19 protein-coding genes and 4 pseudogenes are annotated in these 22183 nt (G+C 72.9%); 5 read left to right on the top strand and 18 right to left on the bottom strand.

Annotated features, from left to right (window positions below; genetic code table 11):
* Positions 1 to 45 precede the first annotated feature (45 nt).
* Positions 46 to 1440: a YcaO-like family protein gene (locus tag BJF83_RS01515; RefSeq protein WP_075924874.1), complete on the bottom strand. Its 1395-nt coding sequence runs from the start codon at positions 1438 to 1440 to the stop codon at positions 46 to 48.
* Between the two features lie 300 nt (positions 1441 to 1740).
* On the opposite strand from BJF83_RS01515, the gene BJF83_RS01510 reads away from it, so the two are divergent.
* Entirely contained in the window at positions 1741 to 2661 is a 921-nt protein-coding gene (locus BJF83_RS01510; RefSeq protein ID WP_075924873.1) for a cyclopropane-fatty-acyl-phospholipid synthase family protein, read from the top strand.
* A 29-nt stretch (positions 2662 to 2690) separates the two neighbouring features.
* On the opposite strand, the gene BJF83_RS01505 is transcribed toward BJF83_RS01510, so the two are convergent.
* The 3 genes from BJF83_RS01505 to BJF83_RS28235 are packed head-to-tail and all read right to left on the bottom strand — an operon-like array spanning position 2691 to position 4719.
* Positions 2691 to 4439, bottom strand: coding sequence for a cation acetate symporter (locus tag BJF83_RS01505; protein WP_394329283.1), 1749 nt, complete (start codon positions 4437 to 4439; stop codon positions 2691 to 2693).
* A 32-nt stretch (positions 4440 to 4471) separates the two neighbouring features.
* Positions 4472 to 4618, bottom strand: coding sequence for a DUF485 domain-containing protein (locus tag BJF83_RS28240; RefSeq protein ID WP_262391231.1), 147 nt, complete (start codon positions 4616 to 4618; stop codon positions 4472 to 4474).
* A complete protein-coding gene (locus tag BJF83_RS28235; RefSeq protein ID WP_262391230.1) occupies positions 4615 to 4719 on the bottom strand; it encodes a DUF485 domain-containing protein in 105 nt (34 codons plus the stop codon). The genes BJF83_RS28240 and BJF83_RS28235 overlap by 4 nt, the downstream gene beginning before the upstream one ends.
* 672 nt (positions 4720 to 5391) lie before the next feature.
* On the opposite strand from BJF83_RS28235, the gene BJF83_RS01495 reads away from it, so the two are divergent.
* A complete protein-coding gene (locus BJF83_RS01495; RefSeq protein WP_075924872.1) occupies positions 5392 to 5670 on the top strand; it encodes a hypothetical protein in 279 nt (92 codons plus the stop codon).
* A gap of 133 nt (positions 5671 to 5803) precedes the next feature.
* Here the strand turns inward: BJF83_RS01495 and BJF83_RS30230 are convergent, their stop codons facing one another.
* The 7 genes and pseudogenes from BJF83_RS30230 to hutH all read right to left on the bottom strand — a co-directional run bounded on the left by BJF83_RS30230 (position 5804) and on the right by hutH (position 14150).
* The gene (locus BJF83_RS30230; protein ID WP_316042175.1) at positions 5804 to 6394 is read right to left on the bottom strand and encodes a GNAT family N-acetyltransferase; all 591 of its coding nucleotides are present in this window, start codon (positions 6392 to 6394) and stop codon (positions 5804 to 5806) included.
* Positions 6352 to 6858, bottom strand: a complete 507-nt coding sequence (locus tag BJF83_RS30225; RefSeq protein ID WP_316042174.1) for an ACT domain-containing protein — start codon at positions 6856 to 6858, stop codon at positions 6352 to 6354. The genes BJF83_RS30230 and BJF83_RS30225 overlap by 43 nt, the downstream gene beginning before the upstream one ends.
* 182 nt (positions 6859 to 7040) lie before the next feature.
* A pseudogene (gene hutI, locus BJF83_RS01485) lies at positions 7041 to 8245 on the bottom strand (imidazolonepropionase).
* A complete protein-coding gene (locus BJF83_RS01480) occupies positions 8242 to 9624 on the bottom strand; it encodes a formimidoylglutamate deiminase (RefSeq protein ID WP_075924871.1) in 1383 nt (460 codons plus the stop codon). The pseudogene hutI and the gene BJF83_RS01480 overlap by 4 nt, the downstream one beginning before the upstream one ends.
* Positions 9621 to 10928, bottom strand: a complete 1308-nt coding sequence (locus BJF83_RS01475; protein WP_083678374.1) for an allantoate amidohydrolase — start codon at positions 10926 to 10928, stop codon at positions 9621 to 9623. Before BJF83_RS01475 ends, BJF83_RS01480 begins: the two co-directional genes overlap by 4 nt.
* 2 nt (positions 10929 to 10930) lie before the next feature.
* Positions 10931 to 12515 (bottom strand): annotated as a pseudogene (gene hutU / locus BJF83_RS01470) (urocanate hydratase); the annotation flags it as partial.
* Positions 12516 to 12603: 88 nt separating this feature from the next.
* Positions 12604 to 14150 (bottom strand): annotated as a pseudogene (gene hutH, locus BJF83_RS01465) (histidine ammonia-lyase).
* 126 nt (positions 14151 to 14276) lie between these two features.
* Here hutH and BJF83_RS01460 point away from each other — a divergent pair.
* Positions 14277 to 14831 (top strand): GNAT family N-acetyltransferase, encoded by a 555-nt coding sequence (locus BJF83_RS01460; protein WP_075924869.1) that lies wholly within the window; start codon positions 14277 to 14279, stop codon positions 14829 to 14831.
* Here BJF83_RS01460 and BJF83_RS28230 read toward each other — a convergent pair.
* Positions 14826 to 14975: a hypothetical protein gene (locus BJF83_RS28230; protein ID WP_262391229.1), complete on the bottom strand. Its 150-nt coding sequence runs from the start codon at positions 14973 to 14975 to the stop codon at positions 14826 to 14828. The genes BJF83_RS01460 and BJF83_RS28230 overlap by 6 nt on opposite strands.
* A gap of 194 nt (positions 14976 to 15169) precedes the next feature.
* Between BJF83_RS28230 and BJF83_RS01450 the strand changes: the two genes are divergently transcribed.
* Entirely contained in the window at positions 15170 to 15931 is a 762-nt protein-coding gene (locus tag BJF83_RS01450) for an IclR family transcriptional regulator (RefSeq protein WP_075924868.1), read from the top strand.
* Here BJF83_RS01450 and BJF83_RS01445 read toward each other — a convergent pair.
* Positions 15923 to 16600, bottom strand: a complete 678-nt coding sequence (locus BJF83_RS01445; protein WP_075924867.1) for a hypothetical protein — start codon at positions 16598 to 16600, stop codon at positions 15923 to 15925. The genes BJF83_RS01450 and BJF83_RS01445 overlap by 9 nt on opposite strands.
* A 115-nt stretch (positions 16601 to 16715) precedes the next feature.
* On the opposite strand from BJF83_RS01445, the gene BJF83_RS01440 reads away from it, so the two are divergent.
* Positions 16716 to 16973, top strand: coding sequence for a hypothetical protein (locus tag BJF83_RS01440; RefSeq protein ID WP_075924866.1), 258 nt, complete (start codon positions 16716 to 16718; stop codon positions 16971 to 16973).
* Positions 16974 to 17634: 661 nt separating this feature from the next.
* Here the strand turns inward: BJF83_RS01440 and BJF83_RS01435 are convergent.
* The 5 genes and pseudogenes from BJF83_RS01435 to gap all read right to left on the bottom strand — a co-directional run bounded on the left by BJF83_RS01435 (position 17635) and on the right by gap (position 21861).
* Complete coding sequence (locus BJF83_RS01435; protein WP_017606310.1) at positions 17635 to 18006, bottom strand: RNA polymerase-binding protein RbpA; 372 nt, start codon at positions 18004 to 18006, stop codon at positions 17635 to 17637.
* Positions 18007 to 18085: 79 nt separating this feature from the next.
* Positions 18086 to 18319 carry a preprotein translocase subunit SecG gene (gene secG, locus BJF83_RS01430; protein ID WP_075924865.1) on the bottom strand — a complete coding sequence of 78 codons (234 nt, stop codon included), beginning with the start codon at positions 18317 to 18319 and terminating at the stop codon, positions 18086 to 18088.
* Positions 18320 to 18613: 294 nt separating this feature from the next.
* Positions 18614 to 19389: pseudogene (gene tpiA, locus BJF83_RS01425) on the bottom strand (triose-phosphate isomerase).
* 134 nt (positions 19390 to 19523) lie between these two features.
* Positions 19524 to 20708 carry a phosphoglycerate kinase gene (locus BJF83_RS01420; RefSeq protein WP_075924864.1) on the bottom strand — a complete coding sequence of 395 codons (1185 nt, stop codon included), beginning with the start codon at positions 20706 to 20708 and terminating at the stop codon, positions 19524 to 19526.
* A 148-nt stretch (positions 20709 to 20856) separates the two neighbouring features.
* Positions 20857 to 21861 (bottom strand): type I glyceraldehyde-3-phosphate dehydrogenase, encoded by a 1005-nt coding sequence (gene gap, locus BJF83_RS01415; protein ID WP_075924863.1) that lies wholly within the window; start codon positions 21859 to 21861, stop codon positions 20857 to 20859.
* Positions 21862 to 22183: the final 322 nt, after the last annotated feature.

Raw genomic sequence — 22183 nt, 5'->3', positions numbered from 1 at the left:
ACTCATTGCTTCAATGTTTGATCTCAGCGCCGGAAAACACGGCGTTCACCGCGTTTGACCCTTCCCTCGGCAGCGACGTCCGCGTGCCCCGGGCAGCGCCAGGTGGCCCTGGGTGACCAGGTGGAACCGCTCCAGCCCGGGGCACTGGACCTGGACGACGGTCGTCCCGTGCGCCAGCTGCGCGAGCGTGTGCGCCACCACGCGGTGCCCCGCCCCGGCGATCCGCGCCACCACGGCCTCGCGCTGCGCGGCGACACCGGTCCCGGGCGGCACGAGGTCCGACGCGAGCGCGCCCGCGCGTGCGGCGTCGAGCCGGTCGGCGGCGTCGAGCCTCGCGCAGGCCAGCAACCGGGGATGTCCCGCGAGCCGGGCGCGCACGGCCGGCCCGGTGTCGTGGTCGGCCACCAGGCGGGCGAACGGCGCCGTGACGTCCCCCGACGCCGTCTGCTCGGCCACCACCCGGGCGAGCAACTCGCCCTGCACCAGCTCGGTCACCGCGCGCTCGGCGGCCAACTCCCCCCACAGCGACGCGCCGAGGCCGTACCGGTGCGCGGACTCCGGGCCGCCCGACTCCGGCGCGTAGGCCATGACCACGGGAACGCCCAGATCGGTGGTGAGATCCACCAGGACCACCGGCCCGCCCACCAGGGATCGGGCACGGTCCAGCTGGTCGCGCAGCCACCCTGGCAGCGCCGTGTCCGGCACCGTGGCGGGCACGGGGCCGCGGTCGTAGACCGACCGCAGCAGGAACAGGGAGAACGCGTCGCGCTCGACCCACTCGTTGAGCGCGTGCAGCAGCGCCTCGTCCCGGGTCGCGCCGATCGCGCAGCCGGAGTTGACGCTGTACGACAGAGCGGCCCGGTAGTCGGCGGTGTCGCCGAGGCCGCGCCGCAGAGCGGCCGTCGCGGCGTCCCGGACGGGGTACCAGGGCGCCCACAGGTACAGCGGCACGTCCGCGCCGGGACCGCCGTCGAGCGCCGCGTAGCGCACGCACGCCACCCGGGCGCCGTCCTGGGCGGCCACGTCGCGCACGGCGCGGTCGGTCGCGAACGGACCCCCGCGCAGCTCGGCGGCGCCGACCAGCCGCAGGGGCAGGGAGTCGAGCACGGTGGGGCCGGTGAAGGCGTGTTCCAGGGCCTCGAACCGGGCGCCGACCCTCGCGGCGCCGCCCGCCCCCTTGCCCGCCCCCAGACCGAAGGGGACCTCGGTGCCGTCGGCGCGCCACAGACCGCACTGCACGGCCGTCGGGTCCCGGTCGTCGAGCACGCGGTACCGCGCCCGCCAGCCCAGGGCGCGGGTGTCCGCTCCGACCTGCGCTTCGGCCTCCTCCAGGGACAGCTCGCGTTCGGGCGAACCGGCCCGTGCCACGGCCCCGCGGCCGGGAAGGGGACGGCAGCCGCCCTCCCGCCCGGCCGCGGGGATCCACGCGGAACGCGGCACCGCTATTCCGCGGTGTTCTCGTCGAGTTCCTCGACGGCCATCGTGATGTCCTCGGTGGGCTCCAGGGGAGCGGCCCAGTCATATCCCGCGCAAGCCATGAAGATTCCTCTCTCGCGGTCGTTTACCGAGCACGAATCTGCTCCGTGCTCAGGCCTTCCTATCTCACGGTCAAAGCCTTTGTCACCACCTTACGCAAAAGAATTCCTGCCATGGTCCGATGTCAGGTTTCACGCTTTCCGAACCCACCTGGCCCGACCTGGGCGGATGCACGGAGGTGTCGGAGAGTGACAGACTCGCGCCATGGTGAACACCCCAACCGACCTCGCACGACGTGTCGAGGAACTGACCGACGGTGTCTGGATCCTGGCGGCGCTCGCGGCTGCGGCAGGCGACGGGCCCCCGGACGGCGCGGAGCTGTCCGACGAACACGGGGCGCTACTGGCGCACGCTGGCCTGGCCGAGCACGGCCCGGACGGATGGCGGCTGCTCCCGGCCCACCGAGCGGCCCTGGACCGCCAGGCCGACCCGTCGGCCTTCGCCCGCCGCGTGGCCCGTCAGCTGCGCCAGGCCGCGGACGCGGTCGAGGACCGACCGGCGCCGCCCGAGGACGACGCCGCATTCGTGGCCGAGGGGGTGGCCTCGGGCGCGCGCGTGGGATCGTTTCTGGACCTGCTGGCCGCGAGCGTCCCCGGATTCGCCCCGGTGCTCCGGACTTCGGGCCTGAGCGTCCTGGACGTGGGCACGGGGATCGGCGCGGTGGCGGCGACCGTCCTGGACCGTGTGCCCGGTTCCCGCGCCGTCGGCCTCGACACCGATCCGCGCGCGCTGCGACTGGCCGAGGAGCACCTGGCCGGGCTCGGGGTGCGCGACCGGGTCGACCTGCGCCTCCTCGACGTCGCCGACCTCACCGTCGACGACGTCTTCGACCTGGCCTGGCTGCCGGTGTCCGTGCTCTCACCCGACGCGGCCGACACGGCGCTGCGCCGCGTCCACAGCGCCCTGCGCCCGGGGGCGTGGCTGGTCAGCGCGACGGCCGTCGGCCCGAACGGCGACGGCGGCACCCGCGACGCCGTGCTCCGGTGGCGCATGGCGCGCTCCGGGGTCGCCCCGTGGCCGCCGGAGGAGGTGCGACGGCGGCTCGTCGCGGCCGGGTACCGGGGCGTGACGCCGGTCCCCACGCCCGGCCGCGCGGTCACGCTGGTGGTCGCCCGGCGCGCGTGACCGCTCGGGCCCCCGTGCCCGCTCCACTCTCAGGAGGAGGACTCGGTGCCCCAGCCGGTGAGCGAGCGGACCCGCAGCTCGGTGTAGCGCGAGGTGTCGCGCTCGTCCGAGAGCAGGCTGCCGACCACCGCGCACAGGAATCCGACCGGCACCGCGAACAGCGCCGGGTTCTCCATCGGGATGAGCTGGATGTCGATCCAGGCGGGCAGCAGCGACAGGTTCTCCCCGGTGACCGGGTGCGTCTTGCCCGACATCACCGGGGAGAACAGCATGAGCAGCAGCGTGCACGAGAGCCCGCCGTAGATGCCCCACTCCACACCCCGGGTGTTGAACCGCCTCCAGAACAGGGTGAGCACGATGACGGGGAGATTGGCGGCGGCGGCGATCGCGAACGCCAACCCGACGAGGAAGGCCACGTTGAGCTCCTGCGCCCGGATCGCCAGAGCGATGGCCAGCCCGCCGACCGCACACGCCGAGAAGCGGGCCACCCCCACCTCCTGCGACTCGCGCGGCCGCCCCCACATGAGGATGTGTCCGAACAGGTCGTGCGCGATGGAGGACGAGGAGGCCAGGGTCAGGCTGGCGATCACCGCCAGGATCGTGGCCAGCGCCACCGCCGAGATCAGCGCGAGCAGCACCGCGGCGCCGACCGGCCCGGCCGTCAGCCGCCCCACCTCCTCGGCGAGCATCGGCACCGCGCTGTTGCCCGACGGGTCGAGCCCCAGGATGCGTTCGGATCCCACCAGGGCGGCCGCGCCGAAGCCCAGCGCGAGGGTCATCAGGTAGAACGCCCCCACCATGACGATGGCGCGGTTGACCGAGGTGCGTGCCGCCCGGCCGTCCGGCACGGTGTAGAAGCGGATGAGGATGTGCGGCAGGGCGACCGTGCCCAGGACCAGCGCGAGCCCCAGGCTGATGAGGTCGAGCTTGTTGAACATCGTCCGCACCGGATCGCCGGGCACCTCCACCCCCCAGCGCAGCCCAGGTTCGAGGAAGGCCTGACCGTGTCCGCTGGCCTGGGCCGCCTCCGTCAGCAGTGCGCGGGGGTCGAAGGAGAACTGCGCCATGACCAGCACGGTGAGCAGTCCGGTGGCGCCCAACAGCACGACCGCCTTGATGATCTGCAACCAGGTGGCGGCCTTCATCCCCCCGTACATGACGTAGACGATCATCAGCACGCCCACGAGCACGATCGCCCCGGACCGGGCCTGGCCCGCGCCGACGCCCAGGAACGTGCCCCCCTCGTGCAGACCGAGCAGGACCGCCGCCAGCGCGCCCGCCCCGACCATCTGTGCGACCAGGTAGAACACGCACACGGTGACGGTGGAGACGGTGCACGCCAGGCGCACCCGCATCCGGCGCATGCGGAACGCGGGCAGGTCGGCCATGGTGAAGCGTCCGGTGTTGCGCATCAGTTGGGCCATCGGCAGCACCAGCAGCCACGCCACCAGGAAGCCGATGGAGTACAGCAAACCGTCGTAGCCCCTCAGGGCGATCATCCCGGCGATGCCCAGGAAGGAGGCGGCCGACAGGTAGTCGCCGGTCAGCGCCAGGCCGTTCTGGGTGCTGGAGAAAGCGCGGCCACCGGCGTAGTAGTCGACCGCGCCGCGTGTGGTACGGCGGGCCCGCACGGTGATGGCCAGCGTGACGAGGACGAACACGGCGCACAGGACGAGTGTCCAGGCGTGCGCGGCGCCGAACTGACCGCCGAGGACGCCGACGGGGCCGGTGGCGTCGGCGGCCACGGCGGCGCCGTCCCCCGTGGCGGATCCGCCCACGGGCCCTCGGAGGAGATCGGACGAGGCGGTCGTCACCCGATCACCCGCCCGCTCACGGTCTCCTCCTCACGGCCCCGCGCGCGGATCCGTTCGGCCAGCGGATCGATCGCGCGGGCCGAGAAACGGCCAAACGCCCAGGAGAACGCGAACACCACCAGGAACTGGCCGATTCCCATCACCAGGCGACGTTGACCGGGGCGAGGACCGGCCTGGCCATGAATTCCCGCGCGTAGGCGGCGAAGAGCAGATAGGTGAGGTAACTGAGGAGGAATCCGGACACCAGAACGATCGTCTGGATGGCGAATCTCCTTCGCAGTTTCACGAAACCCGGGTCCACTGACATCCGTTCGCAGGTGCGCGCCACGTCTGCCCGTGCGCGCCTGCGCGCCTCCGCCGACCTGGGACCCCGTGGACGGAACGGCTCACTCCGCCCGTCGACACGCCTTCCGAAGGCGCCCTCCATGTACTCGACCACAGCCCTCCCCCTGCGCTTCTCCCCGGATTCCGCTCCCCCACGGGATCCGCCGTCACCGGCGCGCGCCATGGGGGCACGACGCCGATTCCTCCTCCACCGCCGCGCGTGCGCGCCGACGTGTCGTGAAGTGGGAATTACGATAGCCAGGAGAACGCCACCGCGTTCATCAAACGCACAAATCGGTTGACGCGCATTCTGGACGACCATCGCACGAACCGGACGAAGCGCCGTGAAATCAGCCAGTCCGCACCAATCCACGGCCAGAGGCCCCCGCCCCGACCGCGCGGCGCCGACACGCCCCGCCCTTCCAGCGCCGACGCGCCGCGCACGGGCGCGGACGGTGCCCGGTCTTCGCTAGGCTTCGGGGCGACCCCGAACCCGACGCGGAATCCGCCGCACCTCGGCTTTCCGCGTTCGTACACGTGTATGATTACGGGGTCCGGACTGTTCACGCGATACCGAAGGGAACTCCCCGCCGTGGTCACCGAGGTCTTCACGCGCAAGTACTGCGATCCCCACGCCGTCCGCGAGGAGAAGGTCGAGGCGACTGAGGTCATCCAGTTCGCCTGGGAGGGCGCCGTCCGCGAGGTCGACGCCTGTGACGAGTGCGCCAAGGAGCACGAGTCCCGCTACGAACCCCTCGTCGACTACTCCCGTCCGGTGAAGAAGCGCCGCGCTCCCAAGAAGACGTCCGCCTCGGCCCCCGCCGGCAACGGCTCCGCCGACGCCGGGGACGACGAGTCCGACGGGGACTAGGCCCAATGTCGTTCGGTGAGGGGTTGGGGCGGCCCGTCAACCCCGGATCCGAGCGCATGAAGAAAGGGCTCCCTGGTAGGACAGTCATCTCTCACACGCCCGCCACCAGGGAACCCCTTGCCCGACCATTGTGTCACGACCCGGCAGGTCCGCCCGCCTGCACCGCCTCGGCGACCGGCAGGCGGGCGTGCACGTACATTCCGCCCTGCGGCCGTACTGACGCTCCCAGACGCCGCATGATCCTCAGCATCCCCGTGTTGGCCAGGCTGGTCTCCGCCCGCACCTCGGCCAGGCCCCAGTCGGCGGCCACCACCGTCAGCGCCCGGGCCACGGCGGTTCCCACGCCGCGCCCCTGCCAGGCGTCCTCCACCAGGAACGCCATCTCGCCCACACCAGGGTCGAGCGTGTACATCAGGTGCCCCAGCGCCACCGGCTCCTCCCGCCCGCACGGGCGCACCGCCAATGTCAACCCCCGTTCGGGGTCGCAGAACACGCGCAGCATCCGCGGGCTCAGCTCGCTCATGCCCGTGAAGTACCGGTTGCGCACCGTCTCCTCGGAGCAGCGGCGGTGCAGGTCGCTCAGGTCGGGCGCGTCGCTGTCGCGTACCTGGCGCAGGGACAGCGCCAGGCCCTCGCCGGTGCGCACGACCCGGTCCGTGGGCACCGGTCCGGCCGACGGCATCACCGAACGCACCAGGCGTCCGCCCGGCTCGACTCGGTCCACGTGAACGGATGCGAGGCGCGGCGGACCAGCACCCCGCGCAGGGGCCCGACCGGCACCAGCATGGCGGTTCCCGCGTCCGTGTCCCCGGACTCGTCCGCCCGGGTGAGGTTGGTCCACCGGGCGTCGTCGGCCAGCAGGAGATCCGCCAGCGCCTCGGGCAGCCGGTTGGGATCGGCCCGCAGCCGCGCCGTGAGCAGCAGCGCCCGGGTGACGTCGTCCCCGACCTCGCGCCTGTGGGCGGGGACGGCCGTCACCGTGCCGGACGGACCGAGTTCCGCGACCGCGCGCACCGCCCGAGCGTGGCCGCCCGGCACGTCCACGACGAACTCGTCGATCACCCCCGCCACGTCGGTGTGCAGGGACAGGCCGACGATGTTGCCTCCGTGCCGCGCGATGGCGCCGACGACCTCCGCGAGCCCGCCGGGGCGGTCCTCGACCGCCGTCCTGATCCTCCACAGGCCCACAGTGTCCTCCCGGGGGTGGTTGCTCCCGTCGCGCGTGACGGCTGTGGACCGCGGCGACGGGACGCGCACCGACGTGGTGCCCACCCTGGGCGACTCGTGTTTCGGGGACGTTAGGCGCCCGTTGAGTTCCGTCGGCGATCACGCCGGACCGCGTGATACGGCGTCGTGGAGGGACGGAACGGTCAGGGGCGTCCGGCGACCAGCTCGCCGTCCTTCCACACCGCCGCGACCTGCGGGACCCCCGGCCGGTAGGCCAGGTACAGGTGGTTGGGCGCTTCCAGGAGGGTCAGGTCGGCGCGCGCCCCCGGCGCCAGGTGGCCCACGTCGGTGCGGCGCAGGGCCCGGGCCCCGCCCGCGGTCGCCGCCCACACCGCCTCCTCCGGTGTCATGCCCATGTCCCGGACCGCGACGGCCACGCAGAAGGCCAGGCTGGAGGTGAAGCACGACCCCGGGTTGCAGTCGCTGGCCAGGGCGACCAGTGCCCCGGCGTCGAGGAGCGCCCGCGCGTCCGGGTAGGGCTGGCGGGTGGAGAAGTCGACGCCCGGCAGCAGCGTGGCCACGGTCGGATCGGGCCGCCGGGCCGCCTCGACGAGGGCGTCGACGTCCTCGGCGGCCAGGTACGTGCAGTGGTCGACGGAGGCGGCGTGCGCCTCGACCGCGAGCCGCACGCCCGGCCCCTCCCCGAGCTGGTTGCCGTGCACCCGGGGCAGCAGACCGTGCTCGGCACCGGCGGCGAGCACCCGGCGCGAGGCCTCCTCGTCGAAGGCGCCGCGCTCGCAGAACACGTCCACCCACCGCGCGTGCGGCGCGCACGCGCTCAGCATCGGCCCCGTCACCAGATCCACGTAGCCCCGCGGGTCGTCGGCGTACTCGGGTGGGACCACGTGCGCGCCGAGGAAGGTGACCTCGTCGGTCACCCGGGCGGCCACGGCCAGGACGCGCTCCTCGTCCGCGACGGTGAGCCCGTACCCGGACTTGACCTCCAGGGTGGTGGTGCCCTGCGCGCGCGCCTCGCGGACCAGGCGGCGCGCGTTCGCCAGGAGTTCGGCGTCGCCGGCGGCCCGGGTGGCTGCGACGGTCGTGCGGATGCCGCCCGCCGAGTACGGCCTGCCGCTCATGCGGGCGGCGAACTCGCGGCTGCGGTCGCCCGCGAACACGATGTGCGAGTGGCTGTCGACGAAACCGGGCAGGACGCAGCGCCCGGCGGCGTCGACCCGGGCGTCCGCCTCGGGTGCCCGGTCGCGCGGTCCGACCCAGGCCACGCGCCCGTCCTCGATCACCAGGGCGGCGTCGGGACCTCGCCGACGGGCCCGCGCCCGAGCTCGGGATCGTTGGTGACCAGGGTGGCGATGGCGTCGACGAGGACCGCTCGGGGCGTGTCGGTCATGGGTGCAGCTCCTTGATCACCGTGTCGAGGTCGTGCGCGGCGCCGGGCAGCCGCGTGTGGACGCCGTCGCGGACGGTCCAACACCCGTCGGCCATCACGTGGCGCACATCGGCGGCGGTCGCCGCGAAGACCACCGCGTCCGTGGCCCGGACGGGGTCGGCTCCGGCCAGACCTACGCCGTCCAGGGGCACGTTGACCAGGTCGGCCCTGGCCCCCGCCCGCAGCTCACCGGCGTCGGCCCCTGCCCGTCGCGGATCGTCCGACCAGCCGAGCGAGCGGTGGCCGTGCGCGGAGGCCGCGCGCAGCAGCGCGCCGCCGCCCAGGGTGCCGCGCCGGTGGGTGCGCAGGCGCTCGTGCAGTTCGACGCCGCGCGCCTCGGCGAACAGGTCCGTCCGCGCGTGCTGGTCCGTGCCCAAACTCAGCCGGTCCGCAGCGAGGTCGCCGGTGCGGGGCAGGCCGTCGGCCAGGTCCCGCTCGGTCGTCGGGCACAGGCACACGGTCGCGCCCGCGTCGCGTACCGCGGCCACGTCTGCGTCGGTCAGGTGGGTGGCGTGCACCAGCGTGGTGCGTCCGGACAGGGCCCCGGCGTCGGCGAGGACCCGGGTGGGGGTGCGGCCGTACGCGGCCAGGCATGCGGCGTTCTCCGCCGGCTGCTCCGACACGTGGACGTGCAGGGGCATCCGGTGCGCGTCGGCGAAGGCGGCCACGCCCGGCAGCTCCCCGGCGGGGACCGCGCGCACCGAGTGCGCCGCCGCGCCGACCCGGACGTGCTCCCCCGTCGGAGTGAACGCGGCGACGCGATCGGCCCACCCGGCCGCGTCGCCGTCGCCGAACCGGCGCTGGGGACCGGCGAGAGGCAGGTGTGCCCCGTGCTCGTCCAACCCCCCGGACAGGTAGCACACGTCGAGCAGCGTGATCCGCACACCGGCCTGCGCCGCCGCCTCGACCAGGGCGTGGCCCATCGCGTTGGGGTCGGCGTAGCGCGCGCCGCCCACGGCGTGGTGCAGATAGTGGAACTCGCCGACGCACGTCACCCCGGCCAGGGCCATCTCCGCGTAGACCGCCCGCGCCAGGCGCAAATAGGAGTCCGGATCCAGGCGTTCGGCGACGCGGTACATGCCCTCACGCCAGGTCCAGAACGAGCCGCCGCCGGTGTGGGTGCGCCCGCGCAGGGCCCGGTGGAAGGCGTGCGAGTGGGCGTTGGCCAGACCCGGCAGGGTGAGGCCGGACAGGACCTCGGCGCCCCCCGGCGGCGCGGCGGCCCGCGTGACGGAGGAGAACCGCCCGTCGGCCACCTCCAGCAGCACGCCCCGCGTCGGGGCGTCGCCGCCGAGCCAGGCCCACTCGCACCAGTGGCGGCCGGTCGCGGGCGCGGTCACGGCGCCACCTCCCCCACGGGTCGGGTCAGCAGGTCCTGAAGCACGTCGGCCAGGGCGAGCACCCCGGCGTGGCAGTCGTCCGGACGCGCCCACTCCGCGGGCGAGTGCGACACCCCGGTGGGGTTGCGCACGTACAGCATCGCGGTGGGCACGTGCGCGGCGAGCACTCCGGCGTCGTGTCCGGCGCCGGTGGGGAGAATCGGCACGCCCGTGTCCGTCGAGGGTGCGAGCCCGCCGCCCCGCGAAGCGCCCCCGGGCGTCGGCGGACGAAGAGTGGACGGCACGGGCCCACGGGTGCCGACGACGGCGGCCAGGCGGTCGCGCAGTCCGCGGCTGAACGACACCAGCGGGGTGAGCGACTCGGCCGTCATGGCGTACCCGACGCCGTGCTCGCGCGCGGCGGCCTCGGCCCGGACGCGCACGCCCTCGACCACGGCCGCGAGCCCGGCCTCGGAGTCGGCCCGCGCGTCCAGCCACGCGTTGACCAGGGACGGGATGGCGTTGGTGCCGTTCGGGACGATCACCGACCTGGCCACGGTGGCGCGCGCGCCGTGCTCCTCGGCCAGCGCGCGGGCGGCCAGGACGGCGTGCGCGAAGGGAAGCATGGGGTCGTTGCGGTCGGCCACACGGGTGGTCCCGGCGTGGTCCGCGCGGCCGGTGAAGTCCATCCGCCACCGGCCATGCGGCCAGATCGCGCTGGCCACGCCCACCGCGTGGTCGGTGTCCTCCAGGGCGCGGCCCTGCTCCACGTGCAGCTCGACGAACACGTCCAGCAGGGCGAGCGCGTCCGGATCCGGGCCGATGCCGTCCGGGTCGTGCCCGGCCCCGGCCATCGCCTCGGCCCAGGTGACCCCGCTGGCGTCGGTCAGCTCGCGGGCGCGCTCGGGCGCGATCTCCCCGGTGGACAGGCGGCTGCCCAGGCAGGGGACGCCGAACCGGCCGCCCTCCTCCTCCACGAACACCACGAGGGCGAGCGGGCGGTCGGAGCGCACGCCGCGGTAGCGCAGTTCGTCGACGGCGGCCAGGGCGCTGGCCACGCCGAGCGGGCCGTCGAAGGCCCCGCCGTTGGGCACCGAGTCCAGGTGGGAGCCGGTGGCGACCGCGCCGGGGCCGGGCGTCCCCCACCAGGCCCACAGGTTGCCGTTGCGGTCGGTGCGCACGTCGAGTCCGCGGGCGGCGGCCTCCCCCGTGAACCAGGCGCGGGCGTCGGTGTCGGCGCCCGCCCAGGTGTACCGGTGGTAGCCGCCGCCGTCGGCGTCGCGCCCGACCGGGGTCAGGTCGGCCCACAGACGGTCGAAGGACACGGTCACTCCCCCTCGGCCATGGGAACGCGGATGCCGTGCTCGACCGCCACCCGGGCGGCGTCGTCGTACCCGGCGTCCACGTGCCGGATCACGCCCATGGCGGGGTCGTTGGTCAGGACCCGGTCGAGTTTGGCCGCGGCCAGCTCGGTCCCGTCGCGACGCTGACCTGGCCCGCGTGCAGGGACCGGCCCATGCCCACACCGCCGCCGTGGTGGATCGACACCCACGAGGCGCCCGAGGAGGTGTTGACCAGGGCGTGAGCAGCGGCCAGTCGGCGATGGCGTCGGAGCCGTCCTTCATCCCCTCCGTCTCGCGGTAGGGGGAGGCCACCGAACCGGCGTCCAGGTGGTCGCGGCCGATGGCCAGCGGCGCGGTGACGGCCCCGGAGGCGACGAGGTCGTTGAAGCGTGCCCCGGCGGCGGCCCGCTCCCCCTGGCCGAGCCAGCAGATCCGCGCGGGCAGGCCCTGGAAGGCGACGCGTTCGCGCGCCATGCGGATCCACCGTCCCAGATGGACGTCGTCGGGAAACAGATCGAGGATCGCCTCGTCGGTGCGGGCGATGTCGGCGGGGTCGCCGGACAGGGCGGCCCACCGGAACGGGCCCTTGCCCTGGCAGAACAGCGGCCGGATGTAGGCCGGGACGAACCCGGGGAAGTCGAAGGCCCGGGTGAAGCCGCCCGTGCGGGCCTCGTCTCGGATGGAGTTACCGTAGTCGAACACCTCGGCACCGGCGTCCATGAAGCCCACCATGGCCTCCACGTGCGCGGCCATCGACTCGCGGGCCCGAACGGTGAACTCCTCGGGTTTGGCGGCGGCCAGGTCGTGCCAGTCCCCGAAGGCGACGCCCGCCGGCAGGTAGGCCAGCGGGTCGTGCGCAGAGGTCTGGTCGGTGACCACGTCGATCGGGGCGCCCTGGGCCAGCAGGGTGGGCAGCACCTGCGCGGCGTTGCCCAGGACTCCGATGGACAGAGCTCGGCGCTCGTCCCGGGCCCGGACGGCCAGCCTGAGGGCGTGGTCGAGGTCGTCCGCGCGCACGTCCAGGTAACGGTGTTCCAGACGGCGGTCGATGCGGCTGGAGTCGCACTCGACCACGATCGCCACACCGCCGTTCATCGTCACGGCCAACGGCTGGGCTCCGCCCATTCCGCCCAGGCCGGCGGTGAGGGTGATGGTTCCGGCCAGCGAGCCGCCGAACCGTTTGGCGGCGACCGCGGCGAAGGTCTCGTAGGTGCCCTGGAGGATGCCCTGGGTGCCGATGTAGATCCACGAACCGGCGGTCATCTGCCCGTACATGGTCAGGCCCTGGGCCTCCAGACGGCGGAACTCCGGCCAGTTCGCCCAGTCGCCGACCAGGTTGCTGTTGGCGATGAGGACGCGGGGCGCCCACTCGTGGGTGCGCATGACGCCGACCGGACGCCCGGACTGCACGAGCAGGGTCTGGTCGCCGTCCAGGTCGCGCAGGGAGGCGGTGATGCGGTCGAAGCTGCGCCAGTCGCGCGCGGCCTTGCCGGTGCCCCCGTAGACCACCAGGTTCTCGGGGTGCTCGGCCACCTCGGGGTCGAGGTTGTTGTGGAACATGCGCAGGGCGGCCTCCTGCTGCCAGCCCTTGGCGGACAGGACGGTGCCGCGTGCGGCGCGGACGGTACGCGGGGTGCTCATGTGTCTCCTCGGGGTCTCAGGCGAGCGCGGTGACGGATTCTGCGGCGGCGACGACGGTGCCGTCGGCGACCAGTTCGGCGGCGGCGGCGATCTCGGGCGCAGGTGGCGGTCGGGGCCGGGGCCGGACACGCGCTCGCGGACCGCGCGCAGGACGGCGCCGGTGGCGGGTCCGGGCTCCAGCGGCGAGCGCAGGTCCAGGGCGCGCGCGGCGGTGAGCAGTTCGACGGCCAGCACGCTGGTCAGACCGTCCACGGCACGGCGGAGCTTGCGCGCGGCCGACCACCCCATGGACACGTGGTCCTCCTGCATGGCGGAGCTGGGGATGGAGTCGACGCTGGCGGGCGCGGCCAAGCGCTTGAGCTCCGAGACGATCGCGGCCTGGGTGTACTGGGCGATCATGTGCCCGGAGTCGACGCCGGGGTCGTCGGCGAGGAAGGCGGGCAGGCCGTGGGAGCGGGCGACGTCGAGCATGCGGTCGGTGCGGCGCTCGGCGATGGAGGCGGTGTCGGCGACCGCGATGGCCAGGAAGTCGAGCACGTAGGCGACGGGCGCGCCGTGGAAGTTGCCGTTGGACTCCACGCGGCCGTCGTCGAGGACGACCGGGTTGTCGATGACGCTGTCGAGCTCGCGCCCGGCGACCAGCAGAGCGTGGTCGAGGGTGTCGCGGGCGGCCCCGGCGACCTGGGGCGCGCAGCGCAGGGAGTAGGCGTCCTGGACGCGGGTGCACTCGGGGCCGCGGTGGGAGGCGACGATCGGCGAGCCGGCGAGCATGGCGCGGATGTTGGCGGCCGAGGCGGCCTGGCCCGGATGCGGGCGCAGGCGCTGGAGCTCCTCGGTGAACACCCGGTCGGTGCCCAGCAGGGCTTCGACGCTCATCGCCGCGGTGACGTCGGCGACCTTGAGCAGCCGACCGAGGTCCTCGCAGGCCAGGACGAGCATACCGAGCATGCCGTCCGTCCCGTTGATGAGGGCCAAGCCCTCCTTGGCGCCCAGCTCGACGGGGCTCAGTCCCGCCTCGCGCAGGGCTGTGCGGGCGGGGAGCCTTGTGCCGGAGGCGTCCCGGACCTCGCCCTCCCCCATGAGAGCGAGTGCGACGTGGGACAGCGGCGCCAGGTCGCCGGAGCAGCCGAGGCTGCCGTACTCGTGCACGACGGGGGTGATCCCGGCGTTGAGCATGGCGGCCAGGGTGTCGAGGGTGGCGACCTCCACCCCTGTGTTGCCGGAGGCCAGGGTGCGCAGCCGCAGCAGCATGAGCGCGCGGACGACCTCGCGCTCGACCTCGGGCCCGGTCCCGGCGGCGTGGGAGCGGATGAGGGAGCGCTGGAGACGGGCTCGCAGGTCGGGAGCGATCTGGCGGGTGGCCAGCGCGCCGAAGCCGGTACTGATGCCGTAGGCGGGGACTTCGCCGCGGGCGAGCGACTCGACCCGCTCGCGGCCGTGCCGGACGGCCTTGAGGGCCTCCTCGGAGAGCGTGACACGGGCGCCCTCACGCGCGACGGCCAGGACCTGGGCCGGGGTGGGCGGGGCGCCACCGACGGTGACGGAAGGAACTGCTGTGGTCATACCCCCATTGCAGCGCTGGTGAGCCCGTTGGTGAAGGGGCGACCCACGGGTTTTGTCTGACATTTCAGACAACCATCGGACACCGGTGCCGTAGACTCGGCGCCTCGGCACCCGAAGGAGCGTCAGGTGACGGACACACAGGCGGGCCCGCTCGCGGAACCACTGCTCAAGGACGCTACGGTCCGGCTGCGACGCTGGGCCGTGACGGACCTCGCGTGCGTCCGGGCGGCCAGCGAGGACACGGTGATCCCGGAGGGCACGACCGTTCCCCGCGACTGCGACGACGAGGCCGGGCGTGCCTGGATCGCCCGGCAGTGGGCGCGGAGCCAGACGGGTCAGGGCTGGTCACTGGCCGTCTGTGACGCGCACACCGGACGCGCCGTGGGATGCGTGGTGCTTCTGCTGAGGCCGCAGAAGGGTGTCGGCGGCATCGGCTACTGGATCGTTCCCGAGGCGCGCGGGAGGGGCTACGCCTCTCGCGCGGTGAACCTGATGACCGGGTGGGGACTGAGGGAGTGCGGACTGGCGCGGGTCGAGGCCTGGGTGGAGCCCGACAACGACCGCTCGGCCGGCGTCCTGACCCGGTGCGGGTTCGAGCGGGAGGGCCGGCTCCGCTCGTTCCTCACGTTCTCCTCCGGCCGAACCGACGTCCTGGTGTTCTCCCGCCTCGCCGAGTCATGACGGCGACCCGGTGGTGACGCCGCGGGCCGCGCGGACAACCGCGCCGATCTCGTCCGCGTCCAGGCCGGCGCCGGGCACGCTGGTCCGCTCCACGGCGAGTCGGCCGCGTGCGACGCGCGCCTCGCGTTCGAGGAGAGCGAGCACGTGTCGAACGACCGCCCCGCCGTCTCGGCGGTGAGGATGTCCCTGACCTCGTCCACAACGTCCGTGACCCGTATGACACCCATGCGAGGAGCCTGGTGTGGGCCGGAGTCGGGCGGTGTGGAGCGCGTGCGCTCCGTCGGCGTCGTCCCAGCGCCCACACCAGGAGAATCGCGGGCAAGTGAGACAATCGTGACATGACTCGCGTTCCGGCGGCCACGCGCGCGCTGCGGCTACTGCGCTTCCTGGCGTCGCGGCCCGGTCCCGTGTCGGCCTCGACCGCCGCCGCCGAACTCGGGCTCCCGCGCTCCAGCGTGCACCAGCTGTTGGAGGCCATGGCCGAGGAGGGGTTCGTCACCCACCTGCCCGAGGAACGGCGCTGGGGGCTGGGCGTTGCCGCGTTCGAGATCGGCTCGGCCTACCTGCGCCACGAGGGACTCGAACGGCTCGCCCGTCCCCTCCTGACCCAGCTCACCGAGGCCACCGGCGCCACCGCCCACCTGGGCGTCCTGCACGGCTCCGACACCCTGTACCTGCTCAAGGAACAGCCCCCGCACGCGCCCACCCTCATCACCGGCGTCGGCGTGCGCCTACCCGCCCACCTGACCGCCTCGGGCCGGGCCATGCTCGCCCTGCTCCCCCGCGCCCAGGTCCGCGCCCTCTATCCCGACACCGCGTCCTTCACCGACCGCACGGGCCGGGGTCCCGACACCCCCACCGAACTGCGCCGCGTGCTCGCCGAGGAGTCCAGACGGGGATGGTCGATGGAGAACGGCCAGGTCACCGAGGGGTTCATCTCCGTCGCGGCCGCCGCCACCGACCACAACGGCCGACCCGCCGCAGCGATCAGCCTGACCGTGCCCAGTGCCCGGCCGGTCACGCCCCAGGCCCTCGCCGCGCGCGTGCGCGACGCGGCGGCCGACCTCACCCGACGGCTGGACGGGCGCGCGTCACCGTAGGGGTTCGCTGCGCTCCACGACCGACGGCAGCGGCGCCGTGCGCTCGATCATCCGCAGGATGCGTTCCTTGACGTCCTCGGGCACCTGCACGTAGAACTGCGTGGGCGCGTCGACCTCCTCCAGCCCCAGGCTCTCGGCGGTCTCCGCCCAGCTGGGAAGTTCGGGGTCGGTACGGTGGGTGTCGAGCACGAACTCGATGAAGTACGTGAGTCGGCGCCCGCCCGTGTGCACCTCGCGGATCCGCCGCACCTCCGGCCACGCGACGAACGTGCCCTCGCCCGGAAACCACCACTTGCGCTCCTGCAGGACGGTGAGCCCGTCGCTGTCGGCGCTGATCCCCTGGCGGGTGATGCGCTGCGGCAGCCCGCGCACCACGACGACGTTGCTGCCGGGGCCGAGGAAGGCCATCACCACCGCGGCCGTGCCCCACAGGACGACCGAACCGACCCTGTGGTCCCCGGACACCAGGTACCAGATCAGGGACCCGGTCACGACGACGAACATGAGGGTCAGGGCCGCCGAGAAGTAGGCGACCGCCATCCACACGCGGGCGTGCGGGCCGCGCAGGCTGACGTACCGACGCAGGTGCGACACACCGACGGGCTGGGTCAGGTCCGAGGGCACGCCCCGGACGGCGGCGCCGGAGTCTAAGGGTTCGGGGGAAGCCATGACCCCATTCTCCCTATCCTCCCGTGTGCCCGGTGCGCCAGACCGCCCACGCGGCCGGGAATCGATCCACACGAAGCCCGGGCGTCGGCACCGCCCCCGGACTAGAGTCCCGTCCATGAGACGCAACACGCGCGAATTCGACACCGAACTGCGGGCCAACGGCGAGATCATCACCCTGGACGGAGTCTCCTACCAGGGGCGGACCGTCCTGGAGGACGGCCCGGACCAGTTCGCGCCCCTGGAACGCTGGGCGAAGGGCGTCGCCGAGACCCTGGGCGAACCGGTGACCTGGCGCGCCCTGGAAAAGGGGGACCTGGCCGCACGGGGCACGGTGCAGCCCGGGCCGGGGGCTCAGAACCTGCGCGCGCTCTGAGCTCCGCACTTGGCGCACTGGAACTTGCGGTCGTCGCCGAGAATCCAGTCGTGGTCGCCGCCGGTCGGACACGCTGACATCGACACCATCTCCTCAGGAGGGGCGGTTGGGGGTGCGTGGCGATCACTGTAATTCCCACCAACCACACCAGTCCCGGGATTGAGAAAGTTCGCCGGTCCTTCACATCCGCGCTCGATGGCGCCGTTCCACGATGGAATCGCCACCACGATACGTGCTCACATCGTCATCTCTGGCAACCGCCGCCATCCTCTCACCTGACGCCGCCGCCCGGTACTCCCCGAGGGGCCGTCACCGCGGCGACGGCCCCTCGGACGGGGTCATGGCGGGGCGGCGCTCGCAGCGTTCCCGGCCGAAGGCCACCGGGAGCTACGAGGGCGAGACCGCGCCGCGGGCGCGGCGGAGGGCTCCGGTACGCGGCGCCCCCGGCCTCGCCGCCAGGACACGGCCCTGCGAGCGGAGCGAAGGACCAGGGCCGACAACGGCTTAGGGCGTGTGCGGTGGATGCCGCCCGTCGCGAGCGGCGCGTCCCGGTACGGCTGTCGCGGGACCGGGCACGGAGTCAGCCTGGGTGCGCTGTCGGCCGGTGGGAACCCGGCGAGTGGGACCTCGCGCGGCGGAGGGTGTGCCCGGCGCACACGCCCTAGTTCTGGGAGGCCTTCATGTGGGCCTCGACCGCGGCGCGGTCAGCGCGCAGCTTGGCGAGCGCCTCGTCGAGGATGAGCTTGCCCTCCTCCTCGCTCCGCCGCTCCTTGACGTAGGCCAGGTGCGTCTTGTAAGGCTCGGTGCGCGGCGGGGACGGGGGGTTGGCCTTGTCCTTGCCCGCGGGAAACCCGCAGCGCGGGCAGTCCCACTCGTCGGGGACGGCGGCCTCGCTCGCGAAGCTGGGCACGACCTCGTGCAGGTTCGCACAGTAGAACGGAACCCGGATCCGCGGAGCCGCCTCGCCGCGCTCCGCCTCGCCCATCGGGCCGGCTCCGACTCGGCTGCCACGGATGGCACTGCCACTACCCACGAGAAACTCCTTCGGCGAACGCGCTCACCGGCACTCGGGCGAGCGTGACTGTGGACGGGGGAAGCCTTCGGGACGCCTGCTAGGCCCGGCCGTACAGGATGCCGAGGACGACGACGGAGAGGATCCACACGATGCCGACCGCCACCGTCATCCGGTCGAGGTTGCGCTCGACCACCGAAGAGCCGCCGAGCGAGGACGTGACCCCGCCGCCGAACATGTCGGACAGACCACCGCCCTTGCCCTTGTGCAGGAGCACCAGGAAGATCAGCAGCACACTGAGAACCATCACGAAGATGGACAGACCGAGAGTCACACGCTCACCCGTAGCTCGACCCCGAAGCGGGGGGATGGACACCACGGCCCCCGTTTCCCACCCGTACCGGCGACGGCGCCGCTGCACCTTGCCGACCGGTCGGATCAGGGAAGGAGGAGACCGGGACGATTTCGGATTTTACCGTGCCGTGCGCGGCACGGGCGGGGACTCACGCGATACGCGCAGGTCCCCTCAGCGAAGTCTAGCCCGACCAGAGCCCCCGTCGGACACCCCCGTCCCCCGAAGTCGGACGAATCCGCCCTCTGGGACGGGGTCGCACGAGGCGCCGCGCGACTACCGGTCGCCGTAACGGATCACCTTGACGAACTCGTCGGCCTTCAGGCAAGCGCCGCCGACCAGGGCTCCGTCCACGTCCGCCTGGGCCATGATGCCGGGGGCGTTGTCGCCCTTGACCGAACCGCCGTAGAGCACGCGCACCGCGCCCGCGACCTCCTCGGAGTACAGTTCGGCCAGGCGCGTACGGACGGCCGAGCACACCTCCTGGGCGTCCTCGGGGGTGGCGACCTCGCCGGTCCCGATCGCCCACACCGGCTCGTAGGCGATGACCAGCTTCGCGACCTGCTCGTCGGTGACCTCCTTGAGCGCGCCGTCCAGCTGGGCCAGGACGTGCTCGACCTGACGGCCCTGCTTGCGCACCTCCAGGCCCTCGCCCACGCACAGCAGCGGCACGATGCCGTGGCGGTAGGCGGCCCTGACCTTGGCGTTGACCAGGGCGTCGTCCTCGTGGTGGTACTCACGGCGCTCGGAATGGCCGACCAGCACGTAGGAGCACTCCAGCTTGGCGAGCATCGCGCCGGAGACCTCGCCCGTGTAGGCGCCCTTGTCGTGCTCGGAGACGTCCTGCGCGCCGAAGCCGATCCGCAGCCTGTCCCCGTCCACGAGCGTCTGCACGCTGCGCAGGTCGGTGAACGGCGGCAGGACGACGACCTCGACCCTGTCGTAGTCCTTGTCGTTCAGGCGAAGGCCAGTTTCTGGACGAGGGCGATGGCCTCCAGGTGGTTGTTGTTCATCTTCCAGTTGCCCGCGATGAGCGGCAGGCGCTGCGACATGTGGTCACTTCCCGTCTAGGTGTGTTCTCTCTGGGCCTGCGCCGCGCTTGGGCCCGTGTCCGGTCGCCCGGGCGCGGCCCCCGAACAGCGCGGCCCCCGAACAGCGCGGGGCCGCCTGGGCGGGGGCGGGCGACTCAGGCGAGCGCGTCGATGCCGGGCAGGTCCTTGCCCTCCAGGTACTCCAGGCTGGCGCCGCCGCCGGTGGAGATGTGGCCGAACGCCGCCTCGTCGAAGCCGAGCGCGCGCACGGCGGCGGCCGAGTCGCCGCCGCCGACCACGGTGAAGGCGTCGGAGTCGATGAGCGCCTGCGCCAGCGCGCGCGTGCCGCCCGCGTACGGCTCCATCTCGAACACGCCCATGGGCCCGTTCCAGAACACCGTACGGGTGTCGGCGATCTTCGCCGCGAACAGCTCCTGGCTCCGGGGGCCGATGTCCAGACCCATCCGGTCGGCCGGGATCGCCTCGACGCCCACGGCGGCGTGCGGGGCGTCGGCGGCGAACTTCTCGGCGGCCACCACGTCCACGGGCAGGACGATCTCCACGCCCTCGCGCTCGGCACGCTCCAGGTAGCCCCGGACGGTGTCGAGCTGGTCGGCCTCCAGCAGGCTGGAGCCGACCTCGTAGCCCTTGGCCTTGAGGAAGGTGAACACCATGCCGCCGCCGATGAGCAGGCGGTCGGCGGTGCCGAGGAGGTTGTCGATGACGCCGAGCTTGTCGGAGACCTTCGAGCCGCCGAGCGCCACGGCGTAGGGGCGCGCCGGGTCGCCGGTCAGCCTGCGCAGTACCTCGACCTCGGTCAGGACCAGGCCGCCGACGGCGTGCGGGAGCCTGCCCGGCAGGTCGAAGACGCTGGCGTGCTTGCGGTGCACGGCGCCGAAGGCGTCGCCCACGTACAGCTCGGCCAGTTCGGCGAAGCGGTCGGCGAGCTCGCCGCGCTCGGCGTCGTCCTTGCTGGTCTCACCCGGCTCGAAGCGCACGTTCTCCAGCAGCGCGACCTGGCCGTCGGCGAGGGCGGCGCAGGTGGCGCGGGCCGACTCGCCCGCGGTGTCGCCGGCGAAGGCCACCTCGGCGCCGAGCAGCTCGCCCAGTCGCACGGCGACGGGGCGCAGGGAGAAGCGGGGGTCGGGGACGCCCTTGGGGCGGCCCAGGTGGGCGGCGACGATGACGCGCGCGCCGCGCTCGCGGAGCGCCTGGACGGTGGGCAGGGCCGCGCGGATACGGCCGTCGTCGGTGATCCGCTCGCCGTCCAGGGGCACGTTGAGGTCGGCCCGGACGAACACGCGCTTGCCGGAGACGTCGAGGTCGTCGATCGTCCGCATGCTGGTCTCCTCAGTGGTCTGATCAGCCCGGACGTCACGCCGGGCGAGGTTCGGGTGGACGGGACCGCCGGGTCACGACGGCACCCCCTCGCCCGCACAGCGTGCGAAGGGGTGCCGTGCGCTGACGCGCGACCAGGGGGTCCGCCGACTACAGGCCGGAGCCCACCAGCTTGGCCAGGTCGACCAGGCGGTTGGAGTAGCCCCACTCGTTGTCGTACCAGCCGACCACCTTGACCTGGTTTCCGAACGCCATGGTCAGGCTGGAGTCGAAGGTGCAGGAGGGCGGGGTGCCGACGATGTCGGAGGAGACGATCGGGTCCTCGGTGTAGACCAGGACGTCCTTGAGCGGGCCCTCGGCGGCGGCCTTGAACGCGGCGTTGACCTCGTCCTTGGTGACCTCGCGGTCCAGCGTCACGACCAGGTCGGTGACCGAGCCGTCCGGTACCGGGACGCGCATCGCCATGCCGTCCAGCCTGCCCTGGAGCTCGGGGATGACCAGGGCGGTGGCCTTGGCGGCGCCGGTCGTGGTCGGGATGATGTTCTGCGCGGCGGCGCGGGCGCGGCGCAGGTCCGAGTGCGGGAAGTCCAGGATGACCTGGTCGTTGGTGTAGGCGTGCACCGTGGTCATCAGACCCTGCTGGATGCCGAAGCTGTCCATCAGGACCTTGGCCATCGGCGCCACGCAGTTGGTGGTGCACGAGGCGTTGGAGATGACGTCGTGCTGGGCGGCGTCGTACTTGTCGTCGTTGACGCCCATGACCACGGTCAGGTCCTCGCCCTTGGCCGGGGCGGAGATGATGACCTTCTTGGCGCCGGCGCTGATGTGCTTGGCGGCGTCCTCGGCCTTGGTGAAGCGGCCGGTGGACTCGATGACCACGTCCACGTTCAGGTCGGTCCAGGGCAGCTGGGCCGGGTCGCGCTCGGCCAGGACCTTGATGGTCTTGTCGCCGACGCGGATGAAGTCCTCGCCCACCTCGACGTCACCGTCGAGCGTGCCGAGCACGGTGTCGTACTTGAGCAGGTGCGCGAGCGTCTTGGTGTCGGTGAGGTCGTTGACCGCGACGATTTCGATGTCGCTGCCGCCAGCGGCGACCGCGCGCCAGAAATTGCGGCCGATCCGACCGAAGCCGTTGACGCCTACACGGATGGTCACGGAACCAATCTCCTCATATGTCGCACATCATTTCCACCCGCGCATTCGTCCCCCACGCCGTTCGCCCGACAAGAAGACCAGGGCGACCGCATTGAACAGGGTTAACACGCGCCAGGTGTTGTCAGAGAGCCTAGCGGAGCGCTGACGGAGCACAGCGAGGGGCCCGTGTTCAACGGCCCGCGGACTCTCGTGGATTCGCGACCATACTGACACCGACGGGCGAACAGGTCTATACCATTGTCTGAAGTTATCCGTGTGTTCGCGCAGTTAACAAAGCCGAACACCTCAGGCCTCTCCCGCGTTCCCGCGTTCACACGGCCCT

Origin of the sequence: Nocardiopsis sp. CNR-923, from assembly GCF_001942255.1 — a bacterium.
Classification (GTDB): Bacteria; Actinomycetota; Actinomycetes; order Streptosporangiales; family Streptosporangiaceae; genus Nocardiopsis.
The sequence above is the reverse complement of the archived record's forward strand: the minus strand, read 5'-3'. Positions and strand labels throughout refer to the sequence as shown.